Source organism: Peribacillus frigoritolerans (assembly GCF_030676415.1).
In the GTDB taxonomy this organism is placed as follows: Bacteria; Bacillota; Bacilli; order Bacillales; family DSM-1321; genus Peribacillus; species Peribacillus frigoritolerans_A.
In genome coordinates this window covers 25,617-43,461 of sequence record NZ_JAUUTW010000032.1, presented here as the reverse complement: position 1 = coordinate 43,461, position 17,845 = coordinate 25,617, and the positions used below count along the sequence as shown (strand labels likewise).

Here is a 17,845-nt window from a genome sequence, read left to right as displayed (position 1 = left end):
AAAGGAGGATGCTAAGAATGAGCGGCAACAACATTCGGCGTTCGATGCCTCTTTTTTCCATCGGAATCGTCATGCAGTTAACTGAGTTGTCTGCACGCCAAATTCGGTATTACGAAGAGCATCAACTTATTACTCCTATGAGAACAGAAGGAAATCGTCGGGTTTTTTCTTTAAACGATATCGATCGGCTGCTTGAGATTAAAGACTTAATCGAACAAGGAGTCAATCTGGCCGGCATTAAAAAGATTTTCACTGTAAAGGAACAGAATTTACCTAAAACTCAAGATTTAGAACAAGCGGAAAAAATAAGACATGACCTTAGTGACGAGGAGCTTCGCAAGCTTCTGCGTGCCGAGCTTTTACAAGGTAGCAAGCATCGAACTTCTCTTAGACAAGGGGATATGTCTCGTTTTTTCCAATAAAAAATATGATTTATGAATGATTATTAGGGGGAATAGAAATTGGCAAAGTTCACACGTGAAGACATCACTCGTTTAGCGAAAGAAGAAAATGTTAAGTACATTCGTTTACAATTTACCGACATTTTAGGGACAATTAAAAACGTTGAAATCCCAGTCAGTCAATTAGAAAAAGCACTTGATAATAAAATGATGTTTGACGGATCTTCCATTGAAGGCTTCGTTCGTATCGAAGAGTCTGATATGTACCTATATCCTGATTTAAATACATGGGTTATCTTCCCTTGGACTTCCGAAAAAGGTAAAGTCGCACGTTTGATCTGTGATATTTACAATACGGATGGAACACCTTTTGATGGAGATCCACGTGCAAACCTAAAACGTGTTCTTGCAGAAGCAAGAGAAATGGGCTTCACAGATTTCAATCTTGGACCTGAACCTGAATTCTTCTTATTCAAACTGGATGCAGCAGGCGAGCCGACTCTAGAATTGAACGATAAAGGCGGATACTTTGACCTTGCACCTACTGACCTAGGAGAAAACTGCCGTCGTGACATCGTTCTTGAGCTTGAAGAAATGGGATTTGAAATCGAAGCATCCCACCATGAAGTAGCTCCAGGACAACATGAAATTGACTTTAAATATGCAGATGCAATCTCAGCTTGTGATAACATCCAAACATTTAAATTGGTTGTTAAAACGATTGCCCGTAAACATGGTTTACACGCGACATTCATGCCAAAACCATTGTTCGGTGTTAATGGATCTGGTATGCACTGTAACGTTTCTCTATTCAAAGGCAACGAAAACGCATTTTTTGATAAAGAAGGTAAATTGGAATTAAGTAAAACAGCTGAGCAATTTATCGCAGGGATCATTAAGCATGCTCCAAGCTTCACTGCGGTAACAAACCCAACTGTTAACTCATACAAACGTCTAGTTCCTGGTTACGAAGCTCCTTGTTATGTTGCATGGTCTGCTAAAAACCGTAGCCCATTAATCCGTATCCCAGCTTCACGCGGAGTAAGTACTCGCGTAGAGGTACGTAGTGTCGATCCAGCAGCAAACCCATACATGGCACTTGCAGTTCTGCTGAAAGCTGGTCTTGACGGTATCAAGAACGACTTGACTCCTCCAGCTCCAGTTGACCGCAACATCTATGTTATGAATAAAGAAGAACGTGAAGAAGTAGGTATCGTTGATCTACCAGCTACTTTATATGCTGCATTGGAAACATTAAAATCTGATGAAGTCATCAAAGAAGCATTAGGTGAACATTTACTTGAACACTTCATCGAAGCAAAAGAAATCGAGTGGGACATGTTCCGTACACAAGTTCACCCATGGGAACGCGAACAATATATGTCAATGTATTAATATCTCAACCCCTTGGCACCTCTGGTGTCAGGGGTTTTTCTATTTCGGGCATTCATTCATAAAATCAAATGAAGTTATTAACTGCCCGATAAATGCCCGATAAATGCCCGAAAAAAATTATTCAAGGACATTTTTTATATGCTCCTCGAATTTATCCATTGTGTCATGTTCAATTTTTTCACTAATATGTGAGTATACATCTGCCGTGATTTGCATACTGCCATGACCTAAACGCTCTTGAATGTATTTCATGCTTGTGCCTGCCTCTAACTGTCAAACTGCATGCGTATGTCGAGTAGAGTGAATAGGCAAAGAGGGAAGCTCTGCTTTTTTTAAGATACGAGCAAATGAATTAAAAAGGCTTGATTTTGGCATGTAGTTTCCATCATTTCTGCAAAGTACTAAATTAAGGTCATGGTAGTAATCTTCTTGTAATGCCAATTTGTTTTGGTTTTGATACTTCTTGTGAAAAAGTAAATCATTTGTAAGGGACTGACTAATTGTGATTACACGTTTTGAATGATAAGTTTTAACATCACCAAAGATTTTACTTTGATCCTAGCTTCTTGAAAATCAAGCGATTTATTGATATTAATTGTTTTTTCTTTTAGGTCAATGTCTTTCCATTGTAAGGCAGCTGCTTCACCTTTACGTAAACCGGTTTCAATAAGGACTTTATAAAATATCCAATAAATATATCCATATTCATAGGCTGCTTTTAAAAAGCTAGAAATATATTCCGAATCGATAAACTTTAGTTCACTGTTTTTATGTTCACCTTTAATCGTAACTCCAGAGCAAGGCTTCATTTTAATTTTCCCTAATATTAAGGCCTTTTCTAATGCATTGTACTTTGTACCATGTATGATCTCTATTGTTCTTCTACTATATTTCTTTTCAGTTAGCTCATTAATAAATTTTTGATACATTATGGGCTTTACATTTTTAAGTAATATATTTTTGAAATATGGAAAAATATGTTTTTTAATGTTACGCTTGTGTAATTCAAATGTATTTTTGGCTACTGTACCACGTTTATATTCATTTAGCCACGCATTCAAATACGTCTTTAATGATTCAGGTGTTATTTCGTAGCATTCGCGAATCACCTTCCATTTCTTCAGCTGCTAGTTGGGCTTCTTTTTTACTATCAAATCCTTTTTTTGATTTTTCTTTAGTTTTTCTTGTTATTGCGGAAATATGGTTTGGTTATAGGCGAAAAATGGAGGACTCCCGAACAAGTTATAAATGGTGATGGAATTGATCAGTATGCAATGACTACTGTTTCATGGCGAGCTATCCAGCAAATAAATGAAGTGAAAAACACACAGGCATCCGAGATACAAAGATTATCAGAAACAGTATTGACACAACAGCAGCAATTAACCGATTTTGCAGCATTAACTGAATCATTAACAAGCCGTCTCGCTGCATTAGAAGAACGGGTTGCGCTATTGGAAGCCTAAATAGGCTTTTTTTCTTAGAAATAAAATTCAAGTCGTCCCATAAGGGCGGCTTTTTATTATGTATAAGTAGAAATCAAGGAGGGGTATCCTTGGAAATTATAATTGGGGTTTTAACTACAGTCATCGGGCTTTTGTGCACGGTCACCGGACTTGTGATTGGTTTTTTCACCTTTAGCAGGAATAGGGATAAGGACGCTAAGAATGATGCTACAGAATCAGCGATAATAAGAACAAAATGATGTATAACTTGAAAAAAAATGTTTATTTTTAATTGCTAATATTTTTAAGATTTTATATAAAAAATCATTTCTATTAATTGGTTTATCTTTTTCAACCAATGAGAAATGTCCAAATCTATAAAGCTCTTCTTCCCAAAAACCTTTCCTGTTTACTATATCTAAAAGTTCTTCTTCATCTACTTTATAGTTCGTAGTTTCAAAAAAAATACTGAGAGCAAATTTAATTTCTTGTGACAACCGATTCAGTTCAAGATTGAAAAGATAATGCCTGTTGACATCTCTTTTCCTTTCATATTCAATCCTTAAGAAATCTATTAAATAAATAGTCAAAATAGTATTTACTAGCCCTGGAATATTTTGCTGTATATTCAGCGATGTTGAAAGATTCCCCTATATAATTCAGTAAAGTTATTAGTATTAGTAAAACAGCCCCTATATACCACGTTTCCTTTATTCTTTTTATGAATCTTTTACTTAGCCTAAATACCTTTCTAAAATATAATAAACAAGTATAAATAAATAGAATTAAGTACGATTTTAATATATTGAATAGACCTTTAGGTATCTTTTTAATAAGATTCATATATTCTCCTTAGAGCAATTTGGATATTTATTATGTTGAAAAAAAGCAAATCAGCTTAAAGTTCTAACTTTCTCAACTAACTCCGTAATATCAATATCCTCGTTATAAATCACCTGATCTATACGAAAATCTTCACTTGCTGCAAAGTTAATTTTAATTTGCTGAATCCAATTGTGTGCAGCAATAGCCCCGTTAGTAAAAAAACGACTACTTCATTCAGCAATCGCTATCCTTTGGACAATTAGAATATGCTGCCTGAAAGACATCCTTGTGCTTCACCAATAATTCTCAAGGCATAACCTCGGGCAATGTCAATATTGTAAATCATTTTAATTTTGTTTAATAAAAAAATGCAGCCTTTTTTTTATTATGGTGATATAAGTTTAAGCTTGTCCGTTTTTATTACATAGTATGTAGAATAAGGGGCCCCTTATAGAAAATCTTAATTAGAAAGGGGGAAAGATAAATGGCAATTTCTATTTTACAAGATGGTGGTATTCTTGAAAATCTTCTTTGTGAATTAGGGAGACTAGTTTTGTTCCTTCTTTTAACTCTTGCTATCATTGTTGCTCAACTATTTGGCTTCGATCCTGCACCAATTATAGCCGCTAGAGACGCTATTGCTACAGCTGATTGCCCTTAGTAATATGGCCGCAAAAACTTACGCTTATCTTTTTAGGAGTTTCTAATGGATGAGGAGAACACTGGGAGATCATAAAAAAATGCTCTCCCAGGTTTTTTTTCTATAAAAACGAATAATAATTGTTTAGTTCTGGAAGGAAAAATATCCCTTCAATGAAGATATTAACACACAACATTTTAGGCTTAACGACATATATTGTTAGAAAATTTTAGAATTTACATTTAAAAGAAAGGCGATTAAATTATGGATGAACAAATTAATGAAAATAATGTAAAGAATTCGAATAATAATATAGATAAGGATACTATTAATCTTACCAGCAATTCATTAAAAAATGAAAATTCTATGGATTTAAATTCTATTATGCAGCTGGCCACAACTCTTCTAAAAAATGATACGCTTATGAATACTGTTACGGGGATTAGTAAAAACAAACAAAGCTCTACGGCACCTGTAACGAAAGTTCCTGAAAAACAAGAAAATACAGAGCTGGTTTCGTTATATCAAAAATTAGAGAAAATCGATAATGTAATTTCAGCAATGCAACAAGAAAATACAGGTTTATCTCAAAAATTGGAGAAAATCGATAATGAAGTTTCAGACATTAAACAAGAAAATATAATACTGGCTTCTTTATCTATAATACTTGTGAATATCGAATTTGAAATTTCAGAATTAAGAAAAGAAATACAAGACCTAAAAAGAACATAAGATATTCAAAAAAAAATCTAAAGATAGTAAGAAAGACAACGGATAACTTGTAACAAGTGCGAGTGAAGAATAAATTAAACTGTTCTTTTTTCAATCTAACAAGTAGCAGATTTTAGCTAACATCCTTGTTAGCTTTTTTGTTTTATAGCAAACTAAGAACGATTTTTCAATAATATAACTTAATTTCCTCATCAAACCTTTTTCAACAAATGCTTGGTTGTCTACTCTTTTCTAGTTTGGTTCAATAATCTCCTCCATTTTAGTAATATATCATTATAATCCTTCTTCAACTAACTGCCCCGATAGTTGCATAAAGAAAAAGCTGCCTTAAAAACAACTCCGATCTTAATACAGATAGGTAAGGGTTTGGTCTACTTTTATCAAAACATGGTCTGTGAACATTTTTTAGAAAATAACGTTTACCATTTTTTTATTTTTAGTATATTATTGTATAGATTATTAAAATCTGGTAAAAGGAGCGTTAAATCAAGCATGAAAAAGAATCTTGCTTATCCATTTTTAGTTGTATCTTTAGTCTGTTTATTAGAAGCTTGCTCGTATAAAACTAAGGAAACAACTGCACAAAAAGAAGAGGAACAAACCACTGGTAAGAAAGAAAGTGAAGCAAAAGAGGCTCATAGTACACACACTTCTAATTGGTCTTATGAGGGGGACACGGGACCTGAACACTGGGGAGAACTAGACTCTGCAAACTCAGCCTGTGCCAATGGAAGTGAACAATCACCAATTAATATTGAATTCTCCCAAGTAAAAGCGGATAAAAAATTAGAAGGCATTCAAATCAAATATGAGCCAACAACTTTTTCACTCGTAAACAACGGTCATACAGTGCAGGCTAATGCCACAATAGAAAGCAACAGCATTGTCGTTGAAGGAATTGAGTACAAGCTCGCTCAATTTCATTTCCATACTCCAAGTGAACATCAATTTAATGGCCAAAATTATGATATGGAACTGCACCTCGTACATAAAGACGCGAATGGAAAGCTTGCCGTCCTTGGAGTGATGATTCAAGAAAGAAAAGAAAATGAAAAACTGGAATCTGTTTGGGATGTATTACCGAAGGAAGAAACAGAAAAAGAAATTACCGTAAAAGAACCGATTGATTTACAAGCTTTACTACCTCAAGATCAAACGACTTTCCATTATATCGGTTCGTTAACGACCCCTCCATGTACGGAAGAAGTAAAATGGGTAATCTTTGAGCAGCCAATTGAAATGTCAAAAACACAAATTCAAGCATTCCAGGAAATTTCCCCTGACAACAATCGTCCTGTTCAATCTTTAAAAGAACGAGAAATGATTAGGAACTAGATAAATAAAGATGTCATTTACTGTTTTTTACACCGAAAAAGAAACAGCAATTGAACCGAAATAAGAGAATGCGAGAAATACTTAAGGATATAAAAAAGTCTCTTAAAGAGGAAATATGCAGTGTCGACCTGTAATATCACAAAAGGTTTAACAAATCAATTATCAATAAACCGATGCAGTACTAACCGGATTGCGAAAAGATGAATTTGGTTTGCTTCTAGGGATTGAAGAAAATAACCGAAAAAAACCAGCTGGCATAATGGAGTTTGTCACTCCTGCAGCAAGGAAACAATTCTATAGTCATGATTTAATTGTTGAAGAAAACAAGAAGTTCATTTGTTTAGATTCGAAGATAAAATGCAAGGTGAAGTTTAGAAATTATACAAGGTCTGGTCTATTACGCTTATCAAGACCTAAATCATAAAAATACATAAAAAATATAGGGCGATACATATTAGTCATATATAATATGTATCACCCTTTTACTTCTTGTTCAACAAAAGCGTGGTAAATCGACAATACTATAAATGCTATAGAGCCTTGCGCTTCTTGAACTATAGCACCCGTTAGTTTAAGTAAAACATTTCACAAACTCGCTTGAAAATATGAGTTGTTCTAATCATTTAGGCATTTTATTAATCCATGTTCCAATAGGCTTTTGCTTCTTCCTCAAGCACCTTTAGTCTTTTGTAGTAATCAGGAAACTCACGAAGATGAGCTAGGGCAATTTTCCCCGTTATAATAGGATCATCACCAGTTACATTTGTTTGGCTGGATATGTTTCCATGTTCAAGCTCGGTATTTACTCCCATCCAAAACTCATCTAAATCAAACTTGCTTTTATTAAAATCAATGCCTAAAAGTAAAGCTATCGCTGCTGCTTCCTCTTTAGAAAATCTTGTTTTTACGATGTTGAAATTATTTGTTTGAATCCTATTTGGATACTTTGTTGGAGAATAATGCATATCGCAGTCAGAACGGTGTTCTGCAACCAAAGCATCCGCTTTAGTTACATGAACCGTGCCAAATGGATGTTGTGGAGGTGCGTATATAGAATAAATTTTCAACGGGATATTACCTGTATTGGTTACATTATGCCATGTTCCAGCAGGTATCATAATGGCAGAATCATCATAAACATTTCGTACAAAGTTTAAATTATCTTTTCTCTTGCCCATTTGAACAATCCCTTGACCTTGTTCAATGCGTAAAAATTGGTCAACGTTAGGGTGAATTTCTAAACCGATATCTTCCCCAGCTTTAAGACTCATCAATGTAACTTGAAAATGATTTCCTGTCCATAATGCGGTACGGTAGTTATTGTTTTGTTTTGTAGCTTCATTAATATTGATTACAAATGGTTTCTGTCCATAATCTTTTAGTCCGATTTCATTCCTTCCAATTGATGATTGAAAAAAATCAAATCGGTTAGCAACATCTTGTGTAGTCCAGTATTGGGGCTGTATTACATTGTTATTTATTGGAACATTAAAATAATAAGGATTTGGATATTGATATTGGTGGGGATACGAAATAGGAGCATCATACATTTTTCTCAACGCCTTCAAAGATTTTTTAAATTATCCTATTCACTATGTTAAGGAAATGTACTAATACTCAGAGTTACCCAATTAAAGAAATTGATTAGCCGTTAACATTTGCTCAATCTAAGGGAACAATTCGAATAAGGAAATTCCCTTCTGCAACTATCCTGCTCCTTTAGTTCTATAAGAAAATTAGCAAAAACCTTTAATAGATAAAATTTGGAAGAGAATTGATCGGATCAACTAAAGGAGGAATAAAAAATTCTCTTATGGAACATACTCTTTTGTGTAATGAACCTTATACTTTAAGGGCTAAAGGAATAAAATATTCTGGGCGGGTAAAAACCTTTTCTGAGATTAATTAAGGTTGTCCATAAAATCTGCATCAAAGTAAATATTATTCATAAGCTTGTTCACAATCCCATTGAAATAAGCAAAGGGTCCTTTATGCATGTTAATTCCACCCTTAACCTTCATAACAAATTCCTTAAATACCTTGATTCCGATTTCTATTTCCTGTTTACCTGTGAATGCTCGTTTGTTAGTAGAATAATCAACCACTCTATTACATTGTTTAATAACCTTCCAGAATTCCTGTATAGTTTCAGCCTTTTCGTAGAATGAATCTACTAGGTTACTGAATACATCAGGAACCCAATGGGCTACGAAATTTGCTTTTTTAAAGAGTTTTCTTGAGAATTATCTACATGAAGGAATTGAGCAACGGCTTTACGTTTATTGTTTTTAATATTTTGTTTTAAGAAAGAAGTAGTTGTTTTAATGGCCGGACACTTCTTGGACTCTTTCACAGGGGGCTTACCGGACATTTCTTCTTTCACAGGTTGAATAATGATGGCATTGGCTGTTTGCATCATATCTTTTTTTCTCTTCATGGGTACTTTGACGTATCATGCCGAGGTCTTCAAGTTTCTTCATTACACGTTGAACAGTTTTATAAGAGACTTCAAGCTTATCTGCAATTGTATTCTTACACATATAGCTCACACCGATTTGCTTGTAGATGTGACGTTTTAGAACTTCTAATAATGCGATTAGTCTGGCTTGTACATCTGTACGCTTAATAGACATACGAATAGTGTCTCTATAGACTCGTACCGTTATATTTAATTCTTCAATATCTGTGAAAGTGGAAAGGTTGTTATATGATTCTTCATTGGCTATTACGTCTATACGTTTCTTCATACTAAATGCTGTCTCCTTTTTGGAAACAAAAAAGCAACGTTCACCAACCCAGCACAGATTGTAAAATGTGGATAAGGTACAGCAAGTGTTTGCCTATCGTGAGTAGGCGGACGGTTTAAGAAGTGCTACCAACACGACTTAAACACGCTGTGCTCTTTTATTTTGTTTATTAAAAAGATGAATAGTACACTAAAATACTGCCCGAAAATCACCCGATAAATGCCCGATAATGCTTGAGTTATTATGATTTATTTTGATAGATAAATACAAGTGAACCCTTATAAATAGGTGTTTTTAAGAAAGAATGACATTAAATTAACGGTTAGTACATGTTCCGTACACAATTCACACATGGGAACGCGAACAATATATGTCGATGTATTAATATCTCAACCCCTTGGCACCTCTGGTGTCAGGGGTTTTTTATTTGGTGGGCAAATCTTAGTAAAATAAATGAAATAGATATTTGCCCACCATTTGCCCACCAAAGTTAGCAAAAAAATTTAATCTATTATTCCCTTGGTGTATTCTTCAAACTTCTCCATGTTTTTCTTTTCGAGTTTTTTGCTTATATGGGAATATAATGTATTTGATTGGGAGACAATAAAAATTATAGTTGTCACTCAAAGTAGACTCTATGCTTCCCTTTCCCCTAAATTGGAGAAGGAATTTTTTTCTGCCTTTTACAAGAACGTTTGTTCGTATATGGTGAATGGAAAGGAGGGATCTTTCTGATGGGCATAATTTGTGATAGGGGAATCATGAAATGGCAAGCAACATTGATGTTACCTGAGCATAAAGCTTTAAATGAAAGATTGGGTGAGGGAGATAATTTTCTAAATAAAAAACCTGTACTAGATGAATACCAGGTTGAAGAGTTAGATAACAACATTCATTATGCATTGGAATATCATTTACCGATAAGATTTAGATTGCATAACGAGGGAAATCCACATGATTTGTCTGGGTATTGTGTATACATACATCCAGTCACAAAAGAGTTACGTATTCAGAAGAAAGATAGTTCCTTAGAGTATATTCAGTTTGATGAGATTACTGGTGTGATCGTTGAGGATCAAGTAACCCCTTTAAAGAAGAACATTAAATTATAATAATTCCTCAAGGAAGTGTACAAATGATTCGTACTTTTGCAGTAACATCCGATTTGAAATTAATAGAAGATATACCATTAGAACATTTGACTGATTCGAATATTAAATGGTATTGGGTGGATTTTGATGCACCTACTGAAGAAGAAACATCGCTGTTAAAAACTCATTTTAACTTTCATCCATTAGCTATTGAAGATTGTTTACATTCCTTACAGCGGCCAAAACTCGACTATTATGATGGGTATGATTTTTTTGTTCTGCACACTTTAAACCAATCATCCCTTGCACCTGAAGAAGTGGATATATTTGTCGGACATAATTTTATTGTAACTTTTCACTTATTGCCTTCAAACGAAATAGGATTAGTTCGTCAAAGGGTAATGGATGACAAACAGTCAATAAGTAAAGGGTTAATGTACATTTTTTACTTAATCATGGATAAAATTGTTGATGGGTATTTCCCTAGTATGTATCAAATTGAGGACGAATTGAATGAAATTGAATTGAAAAAAGGAAATCGAGATTTAATTGGTAATGTTTATGAAATCCGAAGCCAGTTGCTGAAGTTAAGACGGACTATATTTCCTATGAGAGAATTAATGTATAGAATTTTAAATTCGGAGAGGGTTTTAGTTCCAAAAGAAGAAAGGGTCTACTTCATGGATATTTCCGACCATTTGCTCAGGCTTTCTGAAATGATTGAATCTAATAGAGAAATGACAGCAGATATACGTGATAATTATATTTCTATAAATGCAAACCGGACGAACAATATAATGAAGACACTAACCGTAATGACCTCCATTTTCATCCCCTTAACATTTATTGCTAGCATTTATGGGATGAATTTTGAATATATGCCCGAACTAACTTGGCATGGAGGGTATTTTGGGGTACTAGGAGTTATGGCTATAGTAGGATTCGGGATGTTATTCTGGTTAGGGCGTATGGGATGGTTTAAATGATTCAAAAAAGAAGAGCTCTCCATCTCCTGATTATGTTATCCACAAAGGAGATATGCTACTTGATGATTGGTAATAAAGAGGATTTAGCCATGTTTGCAGATATTGATTAATACTTATGCTTCCGACAAGGAAAAGAAAAGTCTTATAAAATGGGGACCTGAGACTAGAGTTGCCATTGTCACAGTCTAAAGATATGTTTATAGGAGTATCATCTGTTTTGATTAAAGATGGTGTGATGATTAGATGAATGGAAAAAGGCTTGATTAACAACTGATGAGTTGGAAATTTCACTCCGTCTACAAAAACATCGGTATTATAAAGGATGTAGAATTAGCAATATTGCAACCAAATGGTCAAATTTCGACTACTCTTAAGCCTGGAAAAGTTCCTGCAACTAAAGAAGATATATATATAATTTTAATCCTCTTTGAAAACACTGGTGCATTTGAGAAAGCTGAAACACCACCGTTATTTAAAAAAGTATACGATGAAGTAAAGGATGAAAATTTTAAGTCAGAAGATTCTAAGGTGAATATAGAATTAGTAAATACAATTTCAATACACCACTCAATGAGAGAAAGAGCGTTAATCCTTATTTGATCAACACTCCCGTTAGTGCAGTACCATTTACCGTTATTTTTCTAGGTTTGTTTACATTAATAATGAAATCTGTTGCTCATCTGTATTTGATATTTGTTCCAGTTGATTAACGATTAATTCTTGTCTTTTCAATGGATGATTTTGACTTATCTTTGCTTTCCTTTCTATTTTGTTGATTTTTATTTTGAATCCTTGAACTCCTTTGTTCATACCAGCGAGAAACTCAGCATCTACATCTTACAAACTGTATGAACTGTCAGGAGATTCGTCCTTCGATACTATATCATGTAGGGAGTTCATTAACTCATGTTCATCCTCTTGCAGTTCGACTTCTCCGTAAACATGAACGGTCATATAAATCCATGTTGGTACTGCTTTATTCGTCTCATACCAAGAGGGAGAGTTATAACAATGCGGGCCATGAAAAACAGCAAAACGGTTTGATTTTTGATGTCTTTTCACTGAGGATTAGGACGGGCGAAATGTCCATATAAGCATGAGTTATCCTCGTTCAATATTAACGGTAAATGAGTCGCGTAGGGCATTCCATCATGTTGAGAAAAAAGAGTCGCAAAACTATGTTCCTTCATTATATCCAAGGCAGGTGTTTCGTCTGTAATGTTAAAATGTGCAGGGATCTACATTTTTTCTCCTCTCAGAAACTTTTCTTAGCATTAAATTAATAATTTCTCTATAAGATAAGTCTATATTCATGGCAACTTCTTCATCTAATCCAATTGGGTCGTTCTATAAGTTATATGCCATAGGATTCATTTCATTTTCTTATTTAATTAAACAGAAATCTCAATTGAACATGCAGTTAGTTTTTCCCTGATACAGCTCCGTTTTTTGATACGGGAGCATTTTTGCCTAATATAACTGAAAAGACAACAATCACTGCTATTACTAGTGTGAACATTGTGATGGATTCATCTAGAAATACTGTTGCAAATAGAATCATCAAAAATGGTTGTAAATATTGAATCTGACTAACTCTTGCTATCCCGCCAAGAGCCATTCCGCTATACCAAGCAACATATGCTAGAAATTGACTAACAACTGCGAGATAAATAAAACTAATCCATGCTTGTAAAGGGGCATGAAGCATTTCAGTTGTAAGGTTTAGCCCGACTGGAATAATGAAAAATGGAGCACCGATCATAATTGCCCATGCAATCACTTGCCAGCTACCTAATTCTTTCGCTAATTCCCCCCCATCTGCGTAACTAAGCCCCAGTATGATCACTGCTGCCAGTAAAGCTAAATCAGCAAATTGCAATTGGCCGAATCCAAGATGAAGTGCATACATAATTACCGCTAAAGAGCTGATTATACTTGAAATCCAGAATTTGAGAGATGGGATTTCACCTGCCCTAAATAGAGCAAATCCGGCTGTTGCTAACGGTAACAGGGCTAATTCCACAGCTCCATGAGAAACAGGCAAGGATTCCATTGCCCAAGAAGTGAGGAGAGGAAATCCTAAAACTGCACCAAAAGCAACAATAAGTAGACGTTTGAATTGCCGAAGAGAAGGCAGTTTTTCTTTTCGAATAATCAATACCACGGCTACTAAAATAGCGGCTACAACTGTTCTTCCTAAACCAACGATTGTAGTCCCGAAATATTCTACGGCAATACTTGTAGAAGGGAGTGTTAAGCTAAAACAAATGACACCCACTAATCCCAAAAATAATCCGAATTTTTCTCTTGTTTCTCCCTGCATCTTTTCCAACCCCAATCTTTATACTTTGTACCACATCTGCACCATTTTTTTACTTATCTTAAAAACAGTTTTGATATAATTAACATACTATGAGTACATACAATAAAAATAAACCATTTTTTTACCTATCTGTCCTGGTACAGTTGAAGGGGGATCAGTTTATGAACTCAAAATATATAAAGATAATGGAAGACATTAAGCTTCGGCTAGAAGGTGGTTCGCTAATTGCAGGCAGTAAACTTCCTTCTGTTCGTCAGTTATCTGAGTATTTTTCATGTAGCAAAAATACGGTAATTAAAGCATACGTAGAACTTGAAAAAGAGCATTTAATTTACTCTGTTCCTAAAAGCGGCTACTATGTTGTGAATGAATATCAAAAAGCGGCGGAAGAAAATGAAGTGATTGATTTTTTGTCTGCCGGTCCAGATAAAAATGTTATGCCTTATGTGGAATTTCAACATTGTATGAATCAAGCAATTGACCATTATAAAGAAGAGCTTTTTACATACTCTGATCAACAAGGGCTTTACTCACTACGAGTGCAGTTGGTGAAATATTTGCAAAATTTACAGGTTTTCACTCAACCTGAAAGAATAGCCGTTGTATCTGGCTCGCAGCAAGCCCTTAATTTATTAGTTTCCATGCCATTTCCAAATGGAAAAAACAATATTCTAATTGAACAGCCTACTTATTTCGGATTCATTGAGTCGATCAATCTGCATCAAGCCACTACTTTTGGAATTGAGTTATCAATGGAAGGGATTGATCTTGATCGTCTGGAATACATTTTTCGAAATAATGATATAAAATTTTTCTATATTATCCCGAGATTTCACAATCCACTTGGACATTGTTACACGAATAGCGAAAAGAAAAAAATCGTTGAGTTAGCTGAAAAATACGATGTATATATAGTGGAGGATGATATATTAGGAGACCTTGATCCAAATCCAAAATCAGATCCTTTATTTTCTTTTGATCCTTCTGGGCGAGTGATCTATATTAAAAGCCTTTCGAAAATTTTTCTCCCAGGGTTAAGGATTGGTGCTGTCGTTCTTCCTGCATTAATGATTAACAATTTTTTACGATATAAATTTAGTTCGGATTTTAATAGTTCAGCACTTTCTCAGGGCGCGCTGGAAATCTACTTAAAAAGCGGTATGTTCAATAGCCATCTCAAAAAAGTTAAAGAGGTATATCGTAATAAAATGCAAATCCTTCAAGAAGCATGTGAATTATTGCTGCCGGCTAATACTTCTTTTTCTAAACCGACTTCCGGATTCTATCTATCCATCAGTTTGCCCGAGAATGTGAAAGCAAAACAGGTGGTTCATATGCTAACCGAGCAGCATATATATGTTGATGATGCCTCTAGAATGTTTTTAGCAGAATATAAAAAGGAAAATCTCGTTCGATTATGCATCTCTCAAGTGAACGAGAGTCAAATTAAACTAGGGGTAGAACGATTGGCTCACTGTATTGCTTTAATTGACAGTAGAAAAAATCATATTACTCCAAATAACTTTTTACTCATTTAGAATGTGTCGGGTTTTTCCCGTCCAACGTACTTCAATGAAATTTAACCACAATCGTTCTTTAGAATAATTATATGTATTTCCATAAATAATTTTAACTTGTCCCTTAATTCCTTATTTTCCTTTTTTAACTCTTTAACTCTCTTACTGAGATAAGCATGTATCACGATGTCATTAGAATGGTCAGATACACTTCGTTTAACTTGTTTATAAGGGTAGGTTCTGAAATGATTATTTGATAAATTTTTAAGGGGTTTAGAGAGGGTGAGTCTATTGACTAAAAAACCTTAGACAATTGAAAAACGTTTCAGTGTTCCAAACGCTTCTAACTTAGAAAAATAATTTGGAAGCGAGGAATAATTATATGAAAAATCAAAGAATCTTTAATAATTCATTTCTTTTTTTATTTTTAAGCAACTTTTTAGTTTTTATTGGGTTTGAAATGTTGCTTCCTATTTTGCCTGCCTATTTGTTAAGCATGAATGCATCTTCATATTCAAGTTGGTCTAGTAACATCATTATTTACGATAGGTGCTGTTCTAATCAGACCTTTTGCAGGTTACTATTTAATTGATAACCAAAGGAAAAGTCTAGCCATTTATGCAAGTGCAGCTTTAATGATTATTACAATACTGTATCCGTTTCTTAATATTATATGGCTTCTTCTATTGTTACGACTGTTACGACTTTTCCATGGTGCAGCGTGGGGGGTATCAACCACAGCTAATAGTACAATAGTAGTGGATTTAATTCCTAAGACACGCTTAGGAGAAGGAATGGGGTATTTTTCTATATCCACAACGGTCGGGGCTATCATTGCACAAGTATAGGTATCCTTATCTATGACTCTTTTTCCTTCGATATTTTAATATGGTCATCAGTAGTACTGAGCCTATTGGCAGTAATTGCGCTTCAATTTCTAGATTCACCTACTATTGTAAAGTGTAAGAAGAAACCATTTCGATTTTTGGATATGATTTTTGAAAAAGACGTATGGTTCCCAGCGTTACTGACGGTTATTACAACACTTGGTTTTGGTGCGATTATTACATTTTTAGTTCTTTTTGGAAAACAAAAGGGAGTAGATCATATTTTTCTATTCTTCCTTATCAATGCAACTGTCGCAACTTTACTACGTCCGTTTACCGGAAAATGGTATGATAAAAAAGGACCTTGGTCTATTATCATCATGTCAGCTATGTTAGGATTTTTTTCACTTGTTATACTGTCTTATGCGACAAATGATCTTCAACTTATCATTGCGGCGGTTTTATTTGGGGCAGGTTATGGAACGGTTATGCCATGTTTACATACATGGACTGTTCAAAAGGTAAGTGAAGAAAAAAGAGGAGCAGCCAACGCAACCTTTTTTTCCAGTTTTGACGTTGGTGTTGGAGTTAGCGCATTTGTTTTAGGTATTTTAGCTGAATGGCTCAGTTTAGAGATGATCTTCAGGTTTGTTAGTCTAAGTTTTATTGGTGTTGCTGTTTTAGTCTATAAGGATTATATAAATGAAAAGAAATTGATCTAAAACAAATCCACCTCTATGTTAATAGAGGTGGATTTGTTTGCTGGATTATAATTTGGCTTTTACGAAGGCTATTCAAAAAAACAGATCTTTATACCAATACGACTAAAACTGGAATACATCTAGTTCAACTCGTACGCATATACGGGATGTTTAAAAAAGCGGCTAATGACCTAGTTAGCAGGACAAGTGTCAAAAATCAACGATTCATTTTTTATTTCACCGATTTACAGTAATTTTCTTACCAGTGGAAGTGCCTTGATTTACGAATCTCAAACTTTGGTTTAAAGAGGTAACTAGCTCCAAAGCCTATATCTAATTTCATAGGTGCGAAGTTTGAGTTATAATAGTAAAAACATCCGTCTATATAGGGGAGATGTCAGTAGCTTCTTGATTGAAATACATAAAAAGGATTGGTGAATAAGAATGGCAATAGTTGATGTAACGGTTATTCCTGTTGGTACACAAACTCCAAGTGTCAGCAGCTATGTAGCAGATATTCAAAGAGTATTAAAGCAATATGAAAATAAGGGAGAAATTCGTTTTCAACTGACTCCAATGAATACAATCATTGAAGGCGACCTGCCTAAATTGTTTGAAGTGATCCAAGCGATGCACGAAGTACCTTTTGAAAAAGGTCTTGCTAGAGTTTGTACGAATATCCGAATCGATGACCGTCGTGATAAAGAACGCAGGATGGAAGACAAAGTAAAGCGAGTGGAAGGCATGCTTGAGGAATAACAGGTTTTGTAAGTGATACGGTCTCGCATGTATAAAAGAACAGGAGAACTAAGCATTAGATTAAGATAATACTTCATAGAATAGATAGTCCATTATGAGAGAGCTGAATTTTTGACTGGGG

General features: G+C 34.6%; 18 protein-coding genes and 3 pseudogenes. 13 read left to right on the top strand and 8 right to left on the bottom strand.

Going from position 1 to position 17,845, the window contains the following annotated elements:
* Nucleotides 1-17: 17 nt before the first annotated feature.
* Together Q8G36_RS23105 and glnA are read left to right on the top strand one after the other, a co-directional pair.
* A complete protein-coding gene (locus tag Q8G36_RS23105) occupies nucleotides 18-422 on the top strand; it encodes a MerR family transcriptional regulator (RefSeq protein ID WP_305162137.1) in 405 nt (134 codons plus the stop codon).
* Between the two features lie 39 nt (nucleotides 423-461).
* Nucleotides 462-1,796, top strand: a complete 1,335-nt coding sequence (gene glnA, locus Q8G36_RS23100; RefSeq protein WP_305162136.1) for a type I glutamate--ammonia ligase — start codon at nucleotides 462-464, stop codon at nucleotides 1,794-1,796.
* Between the two features lie 117 nt (nucleotides 1,797-1,913).
* Here the strand turns inward: glnA and Q8G36_RS29070 are convergent, their stop codons facing one another.
* The 3 genes from Q8G36_RS29070 to Q8G36_RS29060 form a co-directional block, all read right to left on the bottom strand.
* Complete coding sequence (locus tag Q8G36_RS29070; protein WP_336622985.1) at nucleotides 1,914-2,048, bottom strand: hypothetical protein; 135 nt, start codon at nucleotides 2,046-2,048, stop codon at nucleotides 1,914-1,916.
* A gap of 254 nt (nucleotides 2,049-2,302) precedes the next feature.
* Complete coding sequence (locus Q8G36_RS29065) at nucleotides 2,303-2,905, bottom strand: tyrosine-type recombinase/integrase (RefSeq protein WP_336622984.1); 603 nt, start codon at nucleotides 2,903-2,905, stop codon at nucleotides 2,303-2,305.
* On the bottom strand, nucleotides 2,874-2,987 hold the full coding sequence (locus tag Q8G36_RS29060) for an Arm DNA-binding domain-containing protein (RefSeq protein ID WP_336622986.1): 114 nt from the start codon (nucleotides 2,985-2,987) through the stop codon (nucleotides 2,874-2,876). Before Q8G36_RS29060 ends, Q8G36_RS29065 begins: the two co-directional genes overlap by 32 nt.
* Before the next feature lie 14 nt (nucleotides 2,988-3,001).
* Here Q8G36_RS29060 and Q8G36_RS23090 point away from each other — a divergent pair, with 14 nt between their 5' ends.
* The 5 genes from Q8G36_RS23090 to Q8G36_RS23070 all read left to right on the top strand — a co-directional run bounded on the left by Q8G36_RS23090 (nucleotide 3,002) and on the right by Q8G36_RS23070 (nucleotide 6,773).
* On the top strand, nucleotides 3,002-3,262 hold the full coding sequence (locus tag Q8G36_RS23090) for a hypothetical protein (protein WP_305162135.1): 261 nt from the start codon (nucleotides 3,002-3,004) through the stop codon (nucleotides 3,260-3,262).
* Between the two features lie 89 nt (nucleotides 3,263-3,351).
* The gene (locus Q8G36_RS23085) at nucleotides 3,352-3,501 is read left to right on the top strand and encodes a hypothetical protein (RefSeq protein ID WP_305162134.1); all 150 of its coding nucleotides are present in this window, start codon (nucleotides 3,352-3,354) and stop codon (nucleotides 3,499-3,501) included.
* 1,049 nt (nucleotides 3,502-4,550) lie between these two features.
* On the top strand, nucleotides 4,551-4,727 hold the full coding sequence (locus Q8G36_RS23080; RefSeq protein ID WP_305162133.1) for a hypothetical protein: 177 nt from the start codon (nucleotides 4,551-4,553) through the stop codon (nucleotides 4,725-4,727).
* Nucleotides 4,728-4,970: 243 nt separating this feature from the next.
* The gene (locus Q8G36_RS23075; RefSeq protein ID WP_305162132.1) at nucleotides 4,971-5,438 is read left to right on the top strand and encodes a hypothetical protein; all 468 of its coding nucleotides are present in this window, start codon (nucleotides 4,971-4,973) and stop codon (nucleotides 5,436-5,438) included.
* Nucleotides 5,439-5,930: 492 nt separating this feature from the next.
* Nucleotides 5,931-6,773 (top strand): carbonic anhydrase, encoded by an 843-nt coding sequence (locus tag Q8G36_RS23070; protein ID WP_305162131.1) that lies wholly within the window; start codon nucleotides 5,931-5,933, stop codon nucleotides 6,771-6,773.
* A gap of 635 nt (nucleotides 6,774-7,408) precedes the next feature.
* Here Q8G36_RS23070 and Q8G36_RS23065 read toward each other — a convergent pair.
* The 3 genes and pseudogenes from Q8G36_RS23065 to Q8G36_RS23055 all read right to left on the bottom strand — a co-directional run bounded on the left by Q8G36_RS23065 (nucleotide 7,409) and on the right by Q8G36_RS23055 (nucleotide 9,520).
* Entirely contained in the window at nucleotides 7,409-7,738 is a 330-nt protein-coding gene (locus Q8G36_RS23065; RefSeq protein WP_305162150.1) for a DUF5661 family protein, read from the bottom strand.
* An 18-nt stretch (nucleotides 7,739-7,756) separates the two neighbouring features.
* Nucleotides 7,757-8,323, bottom strand: a pseudogene (locus Q8G36_RS23060) (cupin domain-containing protein); the annotation flags it as partial.
* 810 nt (nucleotides 8,324-9,133) lie between these two features.
* Nucleotides 9,134-9,520: a transcriptional repressor gene (locus tag Q8G36_RS23055; protein WP_305162130.1), complete on the bottom strand. Its 387-nt coding sequence runs from the start codon at nucleotides 9,518-9,520 to the stop codon at nucleotides 9,134-9,136.
* Between the two features lie 734 nt (nucleotides 9,521-10,254).
* Between Q8G36_RS23055 and Q8G36_RS23050 the strand changes: the two genes are divergently transcribed.
* The 3 genes from Q8G36_RS23050 to Q8G36_RS23040 all read left to right on the top strand — a co-directional run bounded on the left by Q8G36_RS23050 (nucleotide 10,255) and on the right by Q8G36_RS23040 (nucleotide 12,197).
* The gene (locus Q8G36_RS23050; RefSeq protein WP_305162129.1) at nucleotides 10,255-10,632 is read left to right on the top strand and encodes a YolD-like family protein; all 378 of its coding nucleotides are present in this window, start codon (nucleotides 10,255-10,257) and stop codon (nucleotides 10,630-10,632) included.
* 23 nt (nucleotides 10,633-10,655) lie between these two features.
* A complete protein-coding gene (gene corA, locus Q8G36_RS23045; protein WP_305162128.1) occupies nucleotides 10,656-11,597 on the top strand; it encodes a magnesium/cobalt transporter CorA in 942 nt (313 codons plus the stop codon).
* Between the two features lie 273 nt (nucleotides 11,598-11,870).
* The gene (locus Q8G36_RS23040) at nucleotides 11,871-12,197 is read left to right on the top strand and encodes a YetF domain-containing protein (RefSeq protein ID WP_305162127.1); all 327 of its coding nucleotides are present in this window, start codon (nucleotides 11,871-11,873) and stop codon (nucleotides 12,195-12,197) included.
* A 51-nt stretch (nucleotides 12,198-12,248) separates the two neighbouring features.
* Here the strand turns inward: Q8G36_RS23040 and Q8G36_RS23035 are convergent.
* Both Q8G36_RS23035 and Q8G36_RS23030 read right to left on the bottom strand, forming a co-directional pair.
* Nucleotides 12,249-12,787 (bottom strand): annotated as a pseudogene (locus Q8G36_RS23035) (FMN-binding negative transcriptional regulator).
* Between the two features lie 230 nt (nucleotides 12,788-13,017).
* Complete coding sequence (locus tag Q8G36_RS23030; RefSeq protein WP_305162126.1) at nucleotides 13,018-13,920, bottom strand: DMT family transporter; 903 nt, start codon at nucleotides 13,918-13,920, stop codon at nucleotides 13,018-13,020.
* A 161-nt stretch (nucleotides 13,921-14,081) separates the two neighbouring features.
* Here Q8G36_RS23030 and Q8G36_RS23025 point away from each other — a divergent pair, with 161 nt between their 5' ends.
* The 3 genes and pseudogenes from Q8G36_RS23025 to Q8G36_RS23015 all read left to right on the top strand — a co-directional run bounded on the left by Q8G36_RS23025 (nucleotide 14,082) and on the right by Q8G36_RS23015 (nucleotide 17,724).
* Nucleotides 14,082-15,458 (top strand): PLP-dependent aminotransferase family protein, encoded by a 1,377-nt coding sequence (locus Q8G36_RS23025; protein WP_305162125.1) that lies wholly within the window; start codon nucleotides 14,082-14,084, stop codon nucleotides 15,456-15,458.
* Between the two features lie 361 nt (nucleotides 15,459-15,819).
* Nucleotides 15,820-16,986 (top strand): annotated as a pseudogene (locus tag Q8G36_RS23020) (MFS transporter).
* A gap of 423 nt (nucleotides 16,987-17,409) precedes the next feature.
* Entirely contained in the window at nucleotides 17,410-17,724 is a 315-nt protein-coding gene (locus Q8G36_RS23015) for an MTH1187 family thiamine-binding protein (protein ID WP_305162124.1), read from the top strand.
* The last annotated feature ends 121 nt before the right edge of the window (nucleotides 17,725-17,845 follow it).